The organism is Erwinia sp. MMLR14_017, from assembly GCF_033657285.1.
Lineage (GTDB): Bacteria > Pseudomonadota > Gammaproteobacteria > Enterobacterales > Enterobacteriaceae > Erwinia.
This window is the reverse complement of the sequence record NZ_JAWVWP010000022.1, coordinates 1-16,093: the sequence shown is the minus strand read 5'-3', so window position 1 is coordinate 16,093 and position 16,093 is coordinate 1. Positions and strand designations below refer to the sequence as shown.

General features: G+C 50.4%; 20 protein-coding genes and 3 pseudogenes. 17 read left to right on the top strand and 6 right to left on the bottom strand.

Annotated elements, in window-relative coordinates:
• The 4 genes from SD961_RS21620 to SD961_RS21605 form a co-directional block, all read left to right on the top strand.
• On the top strand, nucleotides 1-577 hold a 577-nt coding region (locus SD961_RS21620; RefSeq protein ID WP_318792354.1), incomplete at its 5' end, for an EndoU domain-containing protein.
• A gap of 14 nt (nucleotides 578-591) precedes the next feature.
• Nucleotides 592-846 (top strand): MafI family immunity protein, encoded by a 255-nt coding sequence (locus SD961_RS21615; protein ID WP_318792353.1) that lies wholly within the window; start codon nucleotides 592-594, stop codon nucleotides 844-846.
• Between the two features lie 83 nt (nucleotides 847-929).
• A complete protein-coding gene (locus SD961_RS21610) occupies nucleotides 930-2,033 on the top strand; it encodes a VENN motif pre-toxin domain-containing protein (protein ID WP_318792356.1) in 1,104 nt (367 codons plus the stop codon).
• Nucleotides 2,017-2,619, top strand: coding sequence for a hypothetical protein (locus tag SD961_RS21605; protein WP_318792352.1), 603 nt, complete (start codon nucleotides 2,017-2,019; stop codon nucleotides 2,617-2,619). Before SD961_RS21610 ends, SD961_RS21605 begins: the two co-directional genes overlap by 17 nt.
• Before the next feature lie 51 nt (nucleotides 2,620-2,670).
• Here SD961_RS21605 and SD961_RS21600 read toward each other — a convergent pair.
• Nucleotides 2,671-2,816, bottom strand: a pseudogene (locus SD961_RS21600) (SymE family type I addiction module toxin); the annotation flags it as partial.
• 178 nt (nucleotides 2,817-2,994) lie between these two features.
• On the opposite strand from SD961_RS21600, the gene SD961_RS21595 reads away from it, so the two are divergent.
• Nucleotides 2,995-3,759: a toxin C-terminal domain-containing protein gene (locus SD961_RS21595; protein ID WP_318792351.1), complete on the top strand. Its 765-nt coding sequence runs from the start codon at nucleotides 2,995-2,997 to the stop codon at nucleotides 3,757-3,759.
• 3 nt (nucleotides 3,760-3,762) lie between these two features.
• Nucleotides 3,763-4,200, top strand: coding sequence for a hypothetical protein (locus tag SD961_RS21590; protein WP_318792350.1), 438 nt, complete (start codon nucleotides 3,763-3,765; stop codon nucleotides 4,198-4,200).
• 28 nt (nucleotides 4,201-4,228) lie between these two features.
• Here SD961_RS21590 and SD961_RS21780 read toward each other — a convergent pair whose 3' ends face one another.
• The gene (locus SD961_RS21780) at nucleotides 4,229-4,393 is read right to left on the bottom strand and encodes a hypothetical protein (RefSeq protein WP_412916733.1); all 165 of its coding nucleotides are present in this window, start codon (nucleotides 4,391-4,393) and stop codon (nucleotides 4,229-4,231) included.
• Between the two features lie 232 nt (nucleotides 4,394-4,625).
• On the opposite strand from SD961_RS21780, the pseudogene SD961_RS21585 reads away from it, so the two are divergent.
• From SD961_RS21585 to imm40, 8 genes and pseudogenes are all read left to right on the top strand, one after another.
• A pseudogene (locus tag SD961_RS21585) lies at nucleotides 4,626-6,326 on the top strand (hemagglutinin repeat-containing protein); the annotation flags it as partial.
• Between the two features lie 78 nt (nucleotides 6,327-6,404).
• Nucleotides 6,405-7,073: a TNT domain-containing protein gene (locus SD961_RS21580; protein WP_318792355.1), complete on the top strand. Its 669-nt coding sequence runs from the start codon at nucleotides 6,405-6,407 to the stop codon at nucleotides 7,071-7,073.
• Nucleotides 7,070-7,297 carry a hypothetical protein gene (locus SD961_RS21575; protein ID WP_318792349.1) on the top strand — a complete coding sequence of 76 codons (228 nt, stop codon included), beginning with the start codon at nucleotides 7,070-7,072 and terminating at the stop codon, nucleotides 7,295-7,297. Before SD961_RS21580 ends, SD961_RS21575 begins: the two co-directional genes overlap by 4 nt.
• A gap of 92 nt (nucleotides 7,298-7,389) precedes the next feature.
• Nucleotides 7,390-7,845: pseudogene (locus SD961_RS21570) on the top strand (hypothetical protein); the annotation flags it as partial.
• A gap of 98 nt (nucleotides 7,846-7,943) precedes the next feature.
• The gene (locus SD961_RS21565; protein ID WP_318792347.1) at nucleotides 7,944-8,195 is read left to right on the top strand and encodes a hypothetical protein; all 252 of its coding nucleotides are present in this window, start codon (nucleotides 7,944-7,946) and stop codon (nucleotides 8,193-8,195) included.
• Nucleotides 8,195-8,539 (top strand): hypothetical protein, encoded by a 345-nt coding sequence (locus tag SD961_RS21560; RefSeq protein WP_318792346.1) that lies wholly within the window; start codon nucleotides 8,195-8,197, stop codon nucleotides 8,537-8,539. The genes SD961_RS21565 and SD961_RS21560 overlap by 1 nt, the downstream gene beginning before the upstream one ends.
• Before the next feature lie 189 nt (nucleotides 8,540-8,728).
• Nucleotides 8,729-10,732: a VENN motif pre-toxin domain-containing protein gene (locus tag SD961_RS21775; RefSeq protein ID WP_412916732.1), complete on the top strand. Its 2,004-nt coding sequence runs from the start codon at nucleotides 8,729-8,731 to the stop codon at nucleotides 10,730-10,732.
• Nucleotides 10,733-10,749: 17 nt separating this feature from the next.
• On the top strand, nucleotides 10,750-11,049 hold the full coding sequence (imm40, locus tag SD961_RS21550) for an Imm40 family immunity protein (protein ID WP_318792345.1): 300 nt from the start codon (nucleotides 10,750-10,752) through the stop codon (nucleotides 11,047-11,049).
• 52 nt (nucleotides 11,050-11,101) lie between these two features.
• On the opposite strand, the gene SD961_RS21545 is transcribed toward imm40, so the two are convergent.
• Nucleotides 11,102-11,308, bottom strand: coding sequence for a hypothetical protein (locus SD961_RS21545; RefSeq protein WP_318792344.1), 207 nt, complete (start codon nucleotides 11,306-11,308; stop codon nucleotides 11,102-11,104).
• 5 nt (nucleotides 11,309-11,313) lie between these two features.
• Nucleotides 11,314-11,469, bottom strand: coding sequence for a SymE family type I addiction module toxin (locus tag SD961_RS21540; RefSeq protein WP_318792343.1), 156 nt, complete (start codon nucleotides 11,467-11,469; stop codon nucleotides 11,314-11,316).
• A 23-nt stretch (nucleotides 11,470-11,492) separates the two neighbouring features.
• Here SD961_RS21540 and SD961_RS21535 point away from each other — a divergent pair, with 23 nt between their 5' ends.
• The 3 genes from SD961_RS21535 to SD961_RS21525 all read left to right on the top strand — a co-directional run bounded on the left by SD961_RS21535 (nucleotide 11,493) and on the right by SD961_RS21525 (nucleotide 13,788).
• Nucleotides 11,493-13,205, top strand: a complete 1,713-nt coding sequence (locus tag SD961_RS21535; RefSeq protein WP_318792342.1) for a VENN motif pre-toxin domain-containing protein — start codon at nucleotides 11,493-11,495, stop codon at nucleotides 13,203-13,205.
• Nucleotides 13,195-13,443 carry a hypothetical protein gene (locus SD961_RS21530; protein WP_318792341.1) on the top strand — a complete coding sequence of 83 codons (249 nt, stop codon included), beginning with the start codon at nucleotides 13,195-13,197 and terminating at the stop codon, nucleotides 13,441-13,443. Before SD961_RS21535 ends, SD961_RS21530 begins: the two co-directional genes overlap by 11 nt.
• A 123-nt stretch (nucleotides 13,444-13,566) precedes the next feature.
• Complete coding sequence (locus SD961_RS21525; protein ID WP_318792340.1) at nucleotides 13,567-13,788, top strand: hypothetical protein; 222 nt, start codon at nucleotides 13,567-13,569, stop codon at nucleotides 13,786-13,788.
• A gap of 160 nt (nucleotides 13,789-13,948) precedes the next feature.
• Here SD961_RS21525 and SD961_RS21520 read toward each other — a convergent pair whose 3' ends face one another.
• Nucleotides 13,949-14,920, bottom strand: coding sequence for a hypothetical protein (locus tag SD961_RS21520; protein ID WP_318792339.1), 972 nt, complete (start codon nucleotides 14,918-14,920; stop codon nucleotides 13,949-13,951).
• Nucleotides 14,921-14,922: 2 nt separating this feature from the next.
• The gene (locus tag SD961_RS21515; RefSeq protein ID WP_318792338.1) at nucleotides 14,923-15,351 is read right to left on the bottom strand and encodes a CesT family type III secretion system chaperone; all 429 of its coding nucleotides are present in this window, start codon (nucleotides 15,349-15,351) and stop codon (nucleotides 14,923-14,925) included.
• Nucleotides 15,352-16,093: the final 742 nt, after the last annotated feature.

Here is a 16,093-nt window from a genome sequence, read left to right as displayed (position 1 = left end):
TAACGGCATGGTGGCTGCGTATGTGCGTACTGGCATGAGCGAGGAAGCGGCAAAATCGGCAGTGGGTTACCAGCTTGGTGCGATGTATATAGCCGGGGGTATTGCGGGTATTGGAGCCGGTAAGGCAGTGGATGAAGGACTGGTGCCGGGGGCATCTGCTACAGGAAAACCGAGTGCTTCAATGCCTGAAAGCTCTATCAGTCCAGCAAATCAGAAGTATGTTGATATATTATCGGCTGAAGCGAAGCAACATATTTTGTATGGTGATGGCCCCACTCAAGGTGGACATCTTTATCCTGGTAACCCGGGGAAAACTGTTTTCCCGAAAGAATGGTCTGCCGATAAAGTTGTTCATGAAATAGGTGATATAGCAACTTCACCGGATACTCAATGGTTTGCTCAGACGGGTACAGGTGGCATGTATACGGCTAAGGGTGATCCAGCTAAGTGGGTAGCGTATGAAATTCGAGATGGGTTACGTATTCGAGTCGTTTATCAGCCTGCTACGGGTAAAATCGTTACTGCATTCCCCGATCATAACCCTGTGCCAGCAGTATCCAAACCCATTAAAAAATAGTGTGATTTTATTAAATGTTTAGTGAAAAAATTAATCAGTTGGGCAAGGCTCTTGAGGATCGCTTGAATCCTGCTTTGGTTGAGGGAGCTTTAGATTATATTCAGCATAATGAAGAACCTCTCGCTTTTGAGATTTTATGCGATCACATAAGTGAATATGACATATCTATCACCTCAGAAGAGTATGAATTAATAACAAGTCTTGTCGAAGATATGAGATTAGACATAAATGCTGCGCCATTTAAATATATGAAGTCATTAGTTATTTAAAACAACCCTAGCCATCTGGACTGCACCCCAAAAGTTGGACACCCAAAGGCGGGGAGCTGGCTGCGCGGGCAATCGTGGCGGTGATGTATCCGCACACGACCATCAGCGACCTGACGGAGAGCCAGAAGCAGATGGTCAGCACGCTGAGCGAGATGGCGGCAGGGCTGGCCGGCGGAATAGCGGCCGACTCGCCGGCAGGTGGAGTTGTCGGGGTGGGGACGGGTAAGAATGCTGTTGAGAATAACTATCTGAGCAGTAGTGACAAGGACCGTCAGACATATTTCAACCACAAACAGAACCTGACGCCAGAAGAGCAGAAAGATAAAGAGGCGTTAAATCGTAAGGATCTGGAAAGTGATCTGGCTGCTTACGCGGCCTGCAGTGGCAAAGGTGGTGACTGTCAGGTAGAAAGAGCAAAAGCGAAGGACGCGCAAGATACCTACTTCAATCAGACCTACCAGAATCCGAAAGAGGCTCAGGCGGGTTATCAGCAGATAGTGAACTTGCTGAACTCTACAAATCCGAATGCGAAGGAAGTATTCAATATTCTGGAAGGGTATACTCAGGCATTCATGTCGTTTGGGTACACGGAGGATGAGGCCAAAGCGAGAGCAGGAGCCTATGTTGGTTCCATGTACATCGCGAGTGGAGTGAGTGCTGTAGTCGCGTCTGGTGCACTGGCAAAGCAGTTTGGGAAGGATGTAGCCCCGGGACCGAAACCCGGAAGCTCGACGGCAAAGCCTATAGAAAATGTACCAAACTCATCTGAAACTTATTTTCGGGTTGAAGGTGGAGGAAATGGTACACAAACAAGTCAGAACAGAATTAATGTAAACTCTGACGGCAGTGTAACTATTAACTCAGGTTGTAGTGGGCAATTGTGTGTTAGCACTAATGGACCAAATCATGCCGCTTATTACCTGACTAATAGAAGACAAGATGGTAGCGTAGTGGTGTTTGAAGTTGATGTGGCTCTCCATAAGCAAATAATGGATGCAGCAGTACCTCAAAAGCCAATTCCTGGGGTGTCGAAAGATCCGGATGCTCCTAAGGTTGTCGATCCTACAAAAGGTCAACCAAGTGTGTCTCTTGAACTACCTAAGGTGTGGGATAGGCTGATAGAGCAAAACTCCTCAAAAGCTCGCGTATTAACAAAAGAGGAATTTCTGAATGAATTTAACAAATGAGTATCAGAATTTACTCGATGAAATTTTTAATGGCGATAAAGATATAGCTATCTTTGTTGTGGATGGGATTCATTATTATCTTGTTGATAATAAGGGTAATTACTGCATCGATGTTAGGCCGGAATATAAGGCGTATATAGCTAAAGGATGGATGAAGGAGTCTCTGTATGATGAGGCAGTAAGTTCATTCAGAAATGGAGTTCCTATATTATCTAAGGATAGCTTTAAAGATTATATAACCAGAAATGATGTTGTTATTTATACAGTTGACTGGATGAGAGCATTCTTCACATTGGAAAGAGATGACGAGCGGCTTGTCAGTTTTTATGAATATGTTGAGCAGTTTTTATCCACATTAACAGATCCAGTATCAGTTGAATGGGATAGCTGGAGAATGCGACTACCTAAATTTTATATTAATTTTGACAAAAAAATATATCGCCATACTGATTGGGATAGAAGTCACGAAGCGTCTGTACCTTCTGATTGGAACGCTCAAGCAAATAGTGATTTTGGCTTGTTAGTACCAGACAAGGAACAATACTGGCTTATTAATGGCATGAATTTTTGGAAATTACAGATGTGAATAGTTAAATCCCGCCCTCAGTGGCGGGATTTAACTTTATATGTCAGCCCGTTATGCATCTGCTGCCAGTCGGATGATCAACTGCCCGGCTCGGTGATCACTTCGATACTCTGTCCAATGGTGAATTCGAGCGGCTCCAGCCATCTCCCCTTGATGGTCAGTTGGGGCAGCGGGTTCGGCCTGCCGCCGTTGGTGCGGCACCGTCACAAAACCCCGAAAGCGGTAATGGCAGGGACGAAAAGCGCTATTATGATGGGGCATTGGTTGCTCTTTAACAGCGTTGGGGAAAAGGGTGTAACGGGCTGAAAAAGCGCGTCTGGGGAAAAAGTTGCCTGGGCCAGCATGCACAGGGAAAAAGTGGTTGTAATATGCTGAGTGAACCAGGAAAAATGCTGTTGGCTGGCTAGCTCCGCATCGGAAGAAGTTGTTGTTGAGAATAACAATCTGGCTATCATTCGTACCGGCGCAGCTGCTTGTGCAGAGATACCTGCCTGTAGTAAAGCCGTTGTGGATATTGGGCTGGGCGCTTTGGTGGGTGTTGGTGTTGCCACATCGGCGATTGAAAATCTTTCCGGCACGCAAAAAACCGATGTCATGCTGGCAGCAATGTCAGGTGACCCGAATCTCATCGATAACCTGTCACCGGGTGAGCGAGCCGCTTACGAGGAATGGAAAGGAAATCAGGGCCTGGTTACCGTCTTCCCAGTAGGAGAAAAGGATCCAACAGGCGGTAAGCTGTTGAATCCGGCTCAGGATGAGAACAAGGGGACGTCGTTGATTTCGCCGGATCAGTCTGGCGATCAGGGAGCCAGCAATACTGGAAATACGGACGGAGCGTCGGATAAGGGCGGGAACACTACCGTTACGCCGATCCCTGAGCAGAATAAAGATGATCTGGCTTATCTTGCTTTGAAAGGGAAAGAAGCTCAGGAAGCGGCTGGGAGATTAGGTTTTGACCGAAGAATACCGGCGCAGAAGGCACCATTCAATTCTCATGGGCAACCAGTGTTTTTTGATGGAAAAACGTATATCACGCCTGATGTCGACAGCCATAATGTTACCAATGGTTGGAAAATCTTTGACCGTAAAGGGAAGCGTATGGGCACTTATGATAGCGATCTAAACAAAATTAAGGACTGAGATATGTTTGGTATTTTTCCTGAAGATAAGCCGATTGAGGTTGATGGTGAGATTGTCTTGCCAGCTTCAATAGTCATTGATGAGTTTTCAGAAGTGATGAATATACCTCTATCGTACTGGAATATAAGTGATTATAAATATAGCTGGCTAAGTTCTCTTGAAGAGGGCTTGGCAAATAAAAAGCATGCTACTTTAGCTGTTTCAATGTATGAGCCCGATAATGCAAATTTTATATTTACTTGGGTATTATATTTCTCTGGTGATGATGTGTTCGTTCAAAATAATATTTTATTTTTAGATGAATGCTCAGGATTCACTCCTGAGACTATAAATAGTTTTACTGAACCACGAACAACGCATAATGAAGATGGCATGAAGATATCGGAATGGAATACTAATCTAAAAAATATTCTAGATTTTTATCATAGTCTTAAAAACTGAAAGAGATCCCGGCTACCGAGCCGGGATATTATACCTGCTGCTCACTCCTCAACCAGTCGGATAAACAACTCGCCCTGCTCCACAGCACCTCAACCTTCTTCCCGGTCTCAAATCCCAGCGCCGCCATACAGTGGGCCCGCAGCGTGATCGACGGTAACGGCAGGTGCTTCAGGTAATCCTTGATATAGCCCACGGTATAGCGCCGGGCTTAGGTTGAGACATGCTCTGACTTATGATGCTGCGCAGCCATAGTAACTACTTTTGGTAGTTGCTTGTGGTTCGCGGGTTATTGGTGTCGCAATCACCTTCAGCCCGCGTTCGTATTAATTCTCTCCCTTAGCCGCTCCCTGTGTGACGCGGCTCACTGCACCGGTCACCTGGTTTTTGATGATCATTGCGTTCAGCAGTCCCCGGATCACATCCTGTCCAAATCCCGGCAGCATCAGAGTTCAGATACCGTAAACGGCTCGACGATCAACGCCGGGAAAGATCTGAGCATTACAGCCACAGGTAAAAACCAGGGGGCCAACAGCGGCGATATCCTGATTGCCGGCAGTCAGTTGAAAGCTGGCGGGGATACTTCCCTGCAGGCAACTAATGACATTATTTTGAGCAGTGCTGCCAACACGCAACAGACGACCGGCAAGAACAGCAGCAGTGGCGGCGGTATAGGATTGAGTTTTGGTGTCGGACAGGGCAGTGCAGGCCTGAGTATCTTTGCCAGCGTTAATGGTGCCAAAGGTAAAGAAAAAGGCAACGGCACCGTCTGGAGTGAAACCACACTGGACAGCGGCGGAGATGTCTCACTGGTCAGCGGCCGTGATACCACCCTCAGCGGGGCAACGGTCAATGGTGATAAGGTCACCGCCGATATCGGACGGGACCTGACCCTCACCAGCCTGCAGGACAGCGACAACTACGATTCGAAGCAGGCCAGCTTTGGCGCGGGAGGGAGCTTTACCTTTGGCACGATGACCGGTTCTGGCTATATCAATGCCAGTCAGGACAAAATGCACAGTAATTATGACAGCGTGACTGACCAGAGCGGCATTTATGCCGGTAAAGGTGGTTTCGATATCACGGTGGGCAATCATACTCAGCTCAATGGCGCGGTTATTGCCAGCCAGGCTGATGCGGCTGATAACCGTCTGGATACCGGCACGCTGGGCTTTACGGATATTCACAACGAGGCCGGTTACAAAACTGAGCATGCGGGAATTGGCGTCAGCTCGGGTGCCAGTATGGGTGGACAGTTTGCGGGTAATATGGCAAACACATTGCTGGCAGGAGCAGGCGGTTCAGGTCACGCAGAGGGCACCACCCAGGCCGCCGTGGCAGAGGGGGCGATAGTCATTCGTGACGGGGCTCATCAGCAACAGGATGTGGGTGACTTAAGCCGTGATACAGAGCATGCTAACGACAGCATCAGCCCGATCTTTAACAAAGAGAAAGAACAAAAACGCCTGCAGACCGCTCAGCTGATTGGTGAGATTGGCAGCCAGGCCGCAGATATTGCGCGGACGCAGGGTGAAATCCAGGGGCTGAATGCGAAGAAAGATCCGGCAGCTCTGGCATCAGCAAGAGAGAAACTTGCAGGCGAAGGCAAGCTGAATCCCACCGCCACTCAGGTAGCGCAGCAGGCTTATGATACCGCGATGGCTCCTTACGGTACGGGCAGCTCTCTGCAACGTGGTATTCAGGCAGCCACGGCGGTCGTGCAGGGGCTGGCGGGTGGTGATGTTGCAAAAGCTATAGCAGGTGGTTCGGCTCCTTATATAGCGAATATCATCGGTAACAGCGGTCTGGATGGTCTGGGCAAAATCATGGCTCATGCGGCAGTGAATGCGGCCCTGGCAGCGGCGCAGGGCAATTCAGCGCTGGCCGGAGCAGCCGGTGCTGCTACTGCTGAAATGACTGGAATGATCGCTCTACAGGTTTACGGCAAGAAAGTGGGAGAGCTGAAGGAGAGCGAAAAGCAATTAGTCAGCACTCTTGCAACCCTGGCAGCAGGGCTTGCCGGTGGGTTAGTTAGCGACAGCAGTGCTGATACTGTTGCCGCGGCTCAGGCTGGTAAGACTACGGTTGAGAATAATCTTCTGGGCGGCACGGAAGACGGCCAGGCGAAGTTCGTGCAGGAACACGGAAAGAATATAGCCTCCTGCAGTACTGATCCCGGCTCAGCATCCTGCCAGAAAGGGCTGGCGATGAACGATGCGCTGATGGTGGCTTTACCCGCTGGTCTTGGAGGTGGTTTACTGGCTGCTGCTACACCTGAAATAGCAGAAGCAGCTCAGGCAGTTATCCGGTCATGTGCAGGAAATGCAGTGCTATGTCTGAACAGTGTTGGAATCCAGGTATCGGAAGCAATTGTACCGGGCGGCGTTGGGGCTAGCGGGACTATCGGAATTGGTAAGACGGTTGCTGAAGCTAGTACAGCAAAAACAATTGCTGGCCGGGTTAAGGATAATATTGCTGCCAGCCAGGCTGCCAGAGAGTCGTCTAACTTTGGGAAATACAGTAAAGCTGAAGGGGCAGTTCAGGAAATGCTGGGGATTTGGCCCCCAAATCGTGGCGCTTATGGACCAGTTGAGCAGGTGACGTTACCTACTGGAAGTGTTGTAGATCGGTATGGCTATCCTGGAGGAAGTTTTATATCGCCTGTTGGGATTCCTTTTGGCAATAGGGCATTACCATCATCTTATGAAACTACAAAGCCATATTTTCAGTATGAAATTATTAAACCAATACCAGATGTTCCTAAATCAAAAATTTTGCCGTGGTTCGGACAAAAAGGTACTGGTACTCAATATGAACTCCCTAAACCAGTACAATGGTACCTGGATAATGACTACATGAAAGAGGTAGAAAAATGAGAGCCGAAGAACTTGTAAAAAAACTAGATACTTTAGGCGTGAATGCAAATAGCTATTCCTTAGGTGTGATAAAAAATAGTGATTGCACCTGCGTTGTTAAAGAGAATGATCTTTGGGTTGTCTATTACGTTGAGAGAGATAAACCCTCTATGCAGGCCTCCTTCGTGAATGAAGGTGATGCATATGATTTTGTCTTAATGCAATTTAAAAAATGGTTATCGTGACAGTAATCTCGGCCACCGAGCCGGATTTTTTATTTTAAGTATAAGACGCGACCCCGATTCAGGCAGTCATAGCGGGGCGACTCCCGCCTGATGGCCGGAATATCGTTGAGAATAACTCGCTGAGCGGAGATAAAGCCCGCGAGACGGTGAAACAGGCCGCTGAATCCCTGAAAGATCAGGTCAGGGACAAGCTGGGTAACGGCACCACTTCCGCTATCGCCAATGCCATTATTAACGGCCTTGCGGATACCGGTGATGCGGCATTAGGTGGAGCGGATTACGCCGCTGATGCGGCGATGGCGCTGGCTTCATGTGCAGCGGGAGACAGTTACTGTAATAAAGCACTGAGCGACCTGTCCGGGAAAAATCAGGCAGTCGCGGACAACGTTAAGGCGCTGATGAACAGCGATACCTGGTCTGCGGTGAAAGACACAGTAGTGCAGGCATCGGAAGGAAATCAGGCAGCGCTGGAAGCCACGGGCGGGATGCTGGCGGGGATAATACTGCCAGGTAAAAAGATTCCGGGAATTACTGCGGCGCAGACGATCGCCATTCTGTAGTTGATGCGAAAAAATTTGATTATCTTTTTGGCAGGGCAACCGGTAATAGTCATACATTGGATCGTACAAATCAGCTTGCTCTGGAAATGAAACGATTAGATATTACTGATGATATTAATGGCCATGCAGTTCTGGCTGAACATTTTACTCAGGCGACAAAAATACCAAATAATGTTGTGAAAAAATATACGGATCAATACGGTAGCTTTGAGATTAGAGAGTCTTTCTTCATTGGCCTTTCAGGAAAGGCTACTATGTTTGAAAGTACTTTCAAAATTACGGGCGATGGTACTCGTCAATTCATTACGACCATACCGAAAAATGGGGTAACTAAGTAATGTTTATAGAAAATAAGCCCGATGAAATTGAGTTACTCTCTTTTTTTGAAAGTGAACCAGTCTCGTTTGAGAGAGAGAATGTCAGCTTTTTGTATACAGCAAAAGATCAATGCGGCCTTAGTATTGATTTTTCGTTTAGCGTTATTGAAGGTTGGATTCAGTACGCAATGAAACTACATGATAAAGAAATTTCACATGGCGCTATCGATGGTGTGAGTTCATTTAGCATAAAAAGTGATAACTTATGTGATTATATTTATATTGAAGTTGTTGCAGAGGGGCTAATAAATAAAGTTGAGATACATATAAGGCCGGATATAAAAATTAGCTCTGTTATTAGATAACGAAAACCCCGGCCACCGCGCCGGGATTTTAACATTAATAGTCAGCCTGCACTCCGCTTCTGCGGCTTCGCCATCACCTGAATTACGTCCATCAGTTCCCGCTGTTTATGGGCCGAGAGCTTCGGGCAGAGCTGGCGCAGGGTCTGTATCACTTACGGTTCCAATGAGGGCTGTTTAACCATCAGTATCATGCAGCCGGGCAGCACTTTAACCTCCCAAGTGGTGGCGGATGTCGGGCGCGACCTCACGCTGAGCAGCCTGCAGGACAGCAATAATTACGATTCCAGGCAGACCAGCGTCAGTGGAGGCGGCAGCTTTACTTTTGGTTCAATGAGCGGCTCGGTTTACCTCAGCGCCAGCCGCGACAAAATGAAGAGTAATTACAATTCGGTCATTGAGCAGACGGGTATTTATGCCGGTAAAGAGGGCTTTGATGTCACCACGGGCGGACATACGCAGCTTAACGGCGCGGTGATTGCCTCCACGGCGGGCGCGGATAAAAACCGTCTCGACACCGGCACGCCCGGCTTCAGCGATATCGGTAACCGGGCGGACTACAAGGTTGAACATCTGGGCGGCAGTTTCAGCACCGGCGGGAGCATCGGCGACCAGTTCACGGGCAATATGGCGAACGGGCTGCTGACCGGGGTGAACGGCTCGGGCAGTGACAGTTCCACCACGAATTCGGCGGTGAGCGAAGGCAGCATCATTATCCGCGACAAAGAAAGCCAGCAGCAGGACGTTGCACAGCTCAGTCACGACGTGGAAAATGCGAACCCGGGCCTTGAGCAGATATTTGACAAGGAGAAGGAGCAGAACCGGCTGAAGACGGCGCAGCTCATTGCTGAAATTGGCAGCCAGGCAATGGACGTAGCACGCACGGAAGGCGAAATCCGGGCGACGACCGCGGGCAAGGCCGAGCTGGAAAGGAAAGGCGTTAAGGAGCCGGAGAAAGGCGCGTCGAAGGAAGCCTGGGCCAGCTATAATAAAGCGCTGGCAGCGACCGACAGCTACAAGGCGGCGCAGCAGCAGTGGGGAACGGGCAGCGCCATCCAGCAGGGACTCCAGGCGGCCACGGCGGCTATCCAGGGCCTGGCGGGCGGCGATCTGAAAGCTGCACTGGCCGGAGCCTCAGCACCCTACCTGGCCGAAATTATCAAACAGACCGCGCCGGATGAAACGAGCCGCGTGATGGCGCATGCGGCGGTGGCCGGTGTGATAGCCGCCGCGCAGGGCAACAGTGCGCTGGCGGGTGCGGCGGGTGCGGCCACCACGGCGGCGATGGGTGAAGCCATCAAAAACGCGCTGTACGGCAACGTGCCGGTCAGCCAGCTGAGTGAGGAACAGAAGCAGACGCTGGTCGCACTGGGTACGGTTGCGGCAGGTCTTGCGGGCGGCCTGACCGGAAACGGCACGGCGGAAGCGGTAGCCGGAGCGCAGGCGGGCCAGAACGAACTCAGCAATAACATGGCCGGTATGGGCATGTTGTCACAGATGCTGGCGCAGGAGACGCTGAACTCGGCGGCAATGGCCGAAGCGGGTAAAGGTGGTGCAAGCGAGCAGGCGGCGCTGGCGCTGACGAAAAAGGTCAAAGAAGGACTGGATGCGGCCTGCGTGGCAAACACCAGCTGTGTGCTGATGGCGGTGGTATCGACACAGAGTCAGCAGCATGCGGACGGTGCCGGAAGCAAAACGGAAACCGTGCCGGTTAATGATAACTTAACGGGCGGTAAGCTGGTTAATCCGGCGCAGGATGAAAACAAGGGAACGTCGCTGGTTACGCCGGATCAATCGGATATAAATAGTTCTCTTATTACTATATCTCCTGAATCCCAGCCAGGAAAAAATGATGGGATATTCATCAATCCTAAACCGGTAGAAAATACTGGTAGCAGCTATATCTCTGAATCGTCTGATAAGAGTAGTGCTATTAGTGCTGGCGACTTCTTTAAGGGAACGGCGTATACAGATAAAGTCAAACAACAAGCTTCTTCTGGAGACTTTCATTCCTTCCCTGAATCTGTAGATGGCCATGCTAATCAGGGAACGGTATCAGTAATTACAGGAGGCGATGGTGTAGAACGTTTGAAGCTAGAGATATCAGGTAGTTATCGAGGGAAAGACGGTGTATTCGAATATATACGCGAACCAAATGGTTCTATCAATCACCGTCTTTTTGTTCCTAAAAAATGAATGGGAATGGAAGAATAATGATTAATAAAATCTTGGAGTTGTATTCGCGTTGTGGAAAAAGTCTTTTGGAAAATGGTATTCATGATGCAGCACTACCAATATCCGTAGTGAATGAGGCACTGCAACTATTTGCAGATGCTAAATGGACAGTACTTGGTGGAGATGTCTATCAGCATGAAAATAATAAAATGAATAATTTTTATGCTGATTGGTATTGTAATTTAGCCGTTCCTTCTGAAAGTTGTGATTACGCAAGAGAGCATTTAAGCAAATTAAGAGGTGACAATATTTATGTCTCTTTTACAATTAAAAACTGAACAAATTCCAGCCGTGTAGGCTGGGATTTTCCTTTACAGCCAGATGCTTACATTACAGTGGTCGCCACTCAGCCACCCCGTCCGGGATCTTGCGTGGCCGCTTCTGTGGCGTGGTAACCAGTTCAATAAACGCCGCTATCTCCCGCTGCTTGCGGGCCGACAGTTTTTTGCAGGCACGCTTCAGCGTGGTCACCACCTCCGGCTCGGCGGGCAGTTCCGGTTGCGGCTCCTGTCGGGTAATAATCAGGCAGTCCTGCATCACCCTTACGTCAACCGGCCCGCAAATCCTGCCTCTTCCAGCCAGTGTCCCTTCAGGATAATGGATGGCTGCGGCTGATACTTCGCGTCACTGATATAACCCACGGTATAACAAGGGGGTGTGGGTATGTGCATCTCTGGCTTATGATGTGTCTCAGACATAATCAACTCCTCATTAGTTGCTTGTGGTCAGCGGCTTTATTGCCTTCACGGCGGGCGCGGATAAAAACCGTCTCGACACCGGCACGCTCGGCTTCAGCGATATCGGTAACCGGGCGGACTACAAGGTTGAACATCTGGGCGGCAGTTTCAGCACCGGCGGCCCGGTGGGCAGCCAGGTACTGGGCAATATGGCCTCTTCGCTGCTCAGTGGGCTGGGTGCAGGCGGTCATGCTGAAGGGGTGACCCGTGCTGCGGTCTCTGACGGCACGCTGATCGTACGTGACCAGGCGGCGCAGAAGCAGGACGTCAGCACGCTGAGCCATGACACGGCCGGAGCCAACGGCAGCATCAGCCCGATATTCGACAAGGAGAAAGAGCAGAAGCGGCTGCAGACCGCGCAGCTGGTGGGCGAGGTAGCCGCACAGGCGATGGACGTGGCGCGGACGGAAGGCGAAATCCGCGCCATCACCGCGGGCAAGGCGGAGCTGGCGAAGAAAAATATCCCTGAACCCGCAGCGGGCGATACCAGAGATGCCTGGGATGCATACAACGAGAAGCTGCAGAACAGCAGCGCTTACCGGGACACACAGGCTGAGTGGGGAACCGGCAGCGACATTCAGAGAGGAATCCAGGCGGCAACGGCGGCGGTACAGGGTCTGCTGGCCGGCAGCGTGCAGGGCGTCGCAGCGGGCGCAGCGGCGTCTTATCTGGCTGGACTCATTCATAAAGAAACCACCACCAGCATAAATGGCAACATTCAGGAAGTAAACGAACCGGCCAACCTGATAGCGCACGCGGTGCTGGGCGCGGTGGTTGCGCAGCTGCAGGGCAAAAATGCGCTGGCAGGCGCGGCGGGCGCCACAACGGGTGAGTTTATCGCGCAGCAGCTTTATCCCGGCGTTGAGCATGGTAAACTCAGCGAGGAGCAGAAGCAGAAAATCAGCGCGCTGAGCACGCTGGCGGCAGGGCTTGCGGGCAGCCTGGCCTCGGGCGATATGAGCGGCACGGTAGCCGGTGCTTCGGCCGGGAAGAATGCGGCTGAGAATAATGATATGTCGTCCGGCCTGGCCGGGTTCGGCACGGGTTTCTGGAATAATGTACAGGCACAGGGTTCACTGGTAAATAATACCAACCTCACAGACGAGGCAGGCAACGTGCTTAATCCGGCAACACCGGAAGAAATCAAATATGCTTCGGATAAACTGATTACGGGTCAATTACCTGCTGGCCAGAATGCGGCAACTGGCTTTTTAACAGCTTGGGGGGCTGGGGTGAGCACAGTTGTAGCGCCCGTTCTTTTGCCAGCTACAGCAACAGCGGGGAGCGTTATCGGCGCAGGCGCTATCGGCGGTGCGGCTAACGTATTTAATCAGTTGAACAGTGGGGAACCATTCAGTGCCACTGATGCGCTCATAGCTACAGGTATCAGCGGAGTAACTCAGGGTAAAGGGTTCTGGTTTACGGAAGCAGCGAGTATTACGGGAGCATATGCGGGAGCTAGCTTGCAGGAGAAAGATGCCGCAGCGCCAATGATAGGAGCAGGTTTAGGAACCCTTGGAGGCGCAACTATAGGTAAAGGTGTAGATAAACTTCAAACCATAATCCCTCAATTTACTATACCTAAAATAACAGGAGCAGTAGCTGAATCTGCTGGTTCTGAATATCTTGGAAGTTCCGCACAGAAATTGGCTGAAAAAGTTCAGCATAAACTGGAGGAAAAGAGTGATGCAAAATAAGAAAATTAAACTCTTATTTTTATTGGTTTCTTTATGGATAGTGGGGCTTTTCATTATCCTTGTAGGTGGTCGAGTACTTATATCTTTAGCATCCTATTTTTTAGTGGGTGATTTTGATTTTTATCGAAATGACTTAATTAGAGGAGCTGAAATATCAATCGGATGCGGGATTATTATTGGCGTAGGGCAATGTCTCATGTCGAAAGAGAAAACGGCCTCGCCTTCAAATCCTAAGTGACAAACCAAATGCCGGCGTTGATGTTGTGGTTTTTCTTTATAAGTCATTTAGTTATCCTTAATTCGCTAGCCGGATGATCAACTGCCTCGGCCCTGTGATCACCTCGATAACAGGGAAAGCGGAATGAAACAGTTAAGGAAGGCCATGTGCTGGCTGCTGTGCGCGGTGATACTCACCGGGGCGGTAGTGTGTTCGGGCGGAAAGGGTGCGTCGGGACAAAAAGTTGCCGCAGTGAAAGCGCAGCAGGAAAAATCCCTTCTAACCCTTAACCAGCTCACGCTGCTTACGAGCAGAGAACTTCGGGCAAATCTGGCGCAGCGCCTGTATTACTTCCGGCTCTGGTGAGGGCGGTTTAATTGGCTGGTTGAATAAATTCCCCGCCGCAGGTTTTACTCTGAATACAGAGACCCATCTGCTTATGCAGATGGGTTAATAGTGCGTGTTGTTCACAGGTATGAAAAACGCAAAAACAAAGGATACTTTTGATAGCGGTAAAGATGTTTTTTTATATACGTTTGGCCTTTCCATAACCGTCAGGATCTGCGGCTGCAGCGCGTTCATATTTCTCAATAGCACGTCGGGCGCTGGATAGCGATGAGGCTGACATAGTATCGAAGGCTCTGCCCGTCAGGGCGCTATCGTCGGTGTAATGGGTGCTGGGATCTTTTGCCAGCGAGCGCACATCATAACGGCCCGGCTCTTGTCCGCGCTGCCTTTCTACCATGTGCTTCACGAATTTTTTCCCGACAGGCGGATAAGTCGTTGCAGTCAGAATATGCTCGATTTCGTTCTGGTTCATGGTACGGACATGGCGCAAAGCCCATTGCGCATGAGGATCGGGACGGGCATCGTTTCGCTGCTGGATAACATCAAGCCGGCCAGGATCAAGCTTGCTGTTATCCAGCGTGGTCACAATGGGGAGATGCTGCCAGGCATCCAGTAGCACCGGATCCTCCTGCCGTTTATCCCCTATCAGCACCAATACATGATCGTTATTGTAGATTGCGTTCATCACGGGTTTATTGACCCCTTTGGCCGCAAGATGTGTATAGGCCAGGTCGGAAAACTTCTGACAATGCCCCCCTTGCACTCTCAGCGCAGTGTGCCCCGAGGCATAGGTATCATCCAGATCAGATGCGTCCTGAGAAAAACGTTGTGCAAAGCGTTCGCGAACTTCGTTGCCAAAACGTTCCGAGGCGCGAATTGACATAATACCGCGCATTGCGCTTTCGCCTTTGTCGGCGACGAGAGGTAACCACTGATTGCCGCCATGGCCTAACTGCACACGGACTTCCTGTTGCGTTTGCGCTGCCAGATCCATGCTTTGGAGTGTTTGAGCTGAAACCAGCCTGACCTGACGCTGAAAGAGGCCGGACGCCTGCATTTGTGCAGCGCTAAGGACTTCGTGAGCAGACTGGGTGGAAGAGCCACTTTGCTGAGTCTGACGACTGCTGCCGATATTGAATATGCGCATCATAATCAGGCTCCGGATTCATCAGGCGTGAGCTGACTGACGATGCCCAGACGCTGGCCCACCGTATGAGTATAAAGCGCTATAGTTTCGTACAGTGCAATCAGAGCCTGTGGCTCTGCCGCGCTCATGGGTAAACGTGACCATATGACTATCTCCTCACTGATGGCCGAGGCCGCCAGTACAACAGGGGGAGACTGTTCATTCATTAAATTAGCCTGCAGCAGTTCCCAAAGGAGAGTTGTGGCGTTCTCATCGTTTGCCCTGAAAGGCAGCAGGCAGCTCAGGGTGATATGCTCCTGGGGGTAATGTAAAAACCGGAGCGACAGATCTGACCACATCACTAGTTCAAATGCTTCCTCGTCGCCGCGAATGTCAGGCTCCTGCTTGAGATAAGTAAATAAGGGTCGAAGCAGACCACTAAAAGATGTCGACATAAACTCTCCATTTTATTCATAACGCGCGTTAAACCGGCGCGGCCAGGACTGCCGGTTTTGAACGGGCTGAAAATAATAAAGAGTAAGTGAACATAAAAGCAGCCTGGTTCCATGGCCGGCAGGTTACAGAGTGAGCCAGCGGCGGTTATACCACGCTCGCTGCAGGCCGCGATATCAACAGCGAGGCCGCACAGGTTAAGGCCAGTAAGGATATTGCTGCTACGGCCGGGCAGGACGTTTCGCTGAATAAATAGGGCGGTGAGAGAGGGGGATCACGAGGCACGTCCATGTGCCTCGCCTTTCAGGCAGCGAAGCTGTGCAAAACGGCTCTCCTGCCGTTTTGTCGAACCCTGTCGGGGCTTCTCACCCCTCTCTACGGTTTAACATGCAAAAAAAGCCTGAACTTTCGCTCAGACTTTCTCTTCAAATATGGCGGTGAGAGAGGGAGATCACGAGGCACCTCCATGTGCCTCGCCTTTCAGGCAGCAGAGCTGTGCAAAACGGCTCTACTGCCGTTTTGTCGAACCCTGTCGGGGCTTCTCACCCCTCTCTCCGGTTTAACATGCAAAAAAAAGTCTGAACTTTCGCTCAGACTTTCTCTTTAAATATGGCGGTGAAAGAGGGGGATCACGAGGCACGTCCATATGCCTCGCCTTTCAGGCAGCGGAGCTGTGCAAAACGGCTCTCCTGCCGTTTTGTCGAACCCTGTCGGGGCTTCTCACCCCTCTCTCCGGTTTAACAT

Coding starts and splice junctions, on each gene's coding strand:
- SD961_RS21615 (WP_318792353.1), top strand. CDS start 592: ATGTTTAGTGAAAAAATTAATCAGTTGGGCAAGGCTCTTGAGGATCGC.
- SD961_RS21610 (WP_318792356.1), top strand. CDS start 930: ATGTATCCGCACACGACCATCAGCGACCTGACGGAGAGCCAGAAGCAG.
- SD961_RS21605 (WP_318792352.1), top strand. CDS start 2,017: ATGAATTTAACAAATGAGTATCAGAATTTACTCGATGAAATTTTTAAT.
- SD961_RS21590 (WP_318792350.1), top strand. CDS start 3,763: ATGTTTGGTATTTTTCCTGAAGATAAGCCGATTGAGGTTGATGGTGAG.
- SD961_RS21580 (WP_318792355.1), top strand. CDS start 6,405: ATGAACGATGCGCTGATGGTGGCTTTACCCGCTGGTCTTGGAGGTGGT.
- SD961_RS21575 (WP_318792349.1), top strand. CDS start 7,070: ATGAGAGCCGAAGAACTTGTAAAAAAACTAGATACTTTAGGCGTGAAT.
- SD961_RS21565 (WP_318792347.1), top strand. CDS start 7,944: ATGAAACGATTAGATATTACTGATGATATTAATGGCCATGCAGTTCTG.
- SD961_RS21560 (WP_318792346.1), top strand. CDS start 8,195: ATGTTTATAGAAAATAAGCCCGATGAAATTGAGTTACTCTCTTTTTTT.
- SD961_RS21775 (WP_412916732.1), top strand. CDS start 8,729: ATGCAGCCGGGCAGCACTTTAACCTCCCAAGTGGTGGCGGATGTCGGG.
- imm40 (WP_318792345.1), top strand. CDS start 10,750: ATGATTAATAAAATCTTGGAGTTGTATTCGCGTTGTGGAAAAAGTCTT.
- SD961_RS21545 (WP_318792344.1), bottom strand. CDS start 11,308: ATGCAGGACTGCCTGATTATTACCCGACAGGAGCCGCAACCGGAACTG.
- SD961_RS21540 (WP_318792343.1), bottom strand. CDS start 11,469: ATGTCTGAGACACATCATAAGCCAGAGATGCACATACCCACACCCCCT.
- SD961_RS21530 (WP_318792341.1), top strand. CDS start 13,195: ATGCAAAATAAGAAAATTAAACTCTTATTTTTATTGGTTTCTTTATGG.
- SD961_RS21525 (WP_318792340.1), top strand. CDS start 13,567: ATGAAACAGTTAAGGAAGGCCATGTGCTGGCTGCTGTGCGCGGTGATA.
- SD961_RS21520 (WP_318792339.1), bottom strand. CDS start 14,920: ATGATGCGCATATTCAATATCGGCAGCAGTCGTCAGACTCAGCAAAGT.
- SD961_RS21515 (WP_318792338.1), bottom strand. CDS start 15,351: ATGTCGACATCTTTTAGTGGTCTGCTTCGACCCTTATTTACTTATCTC.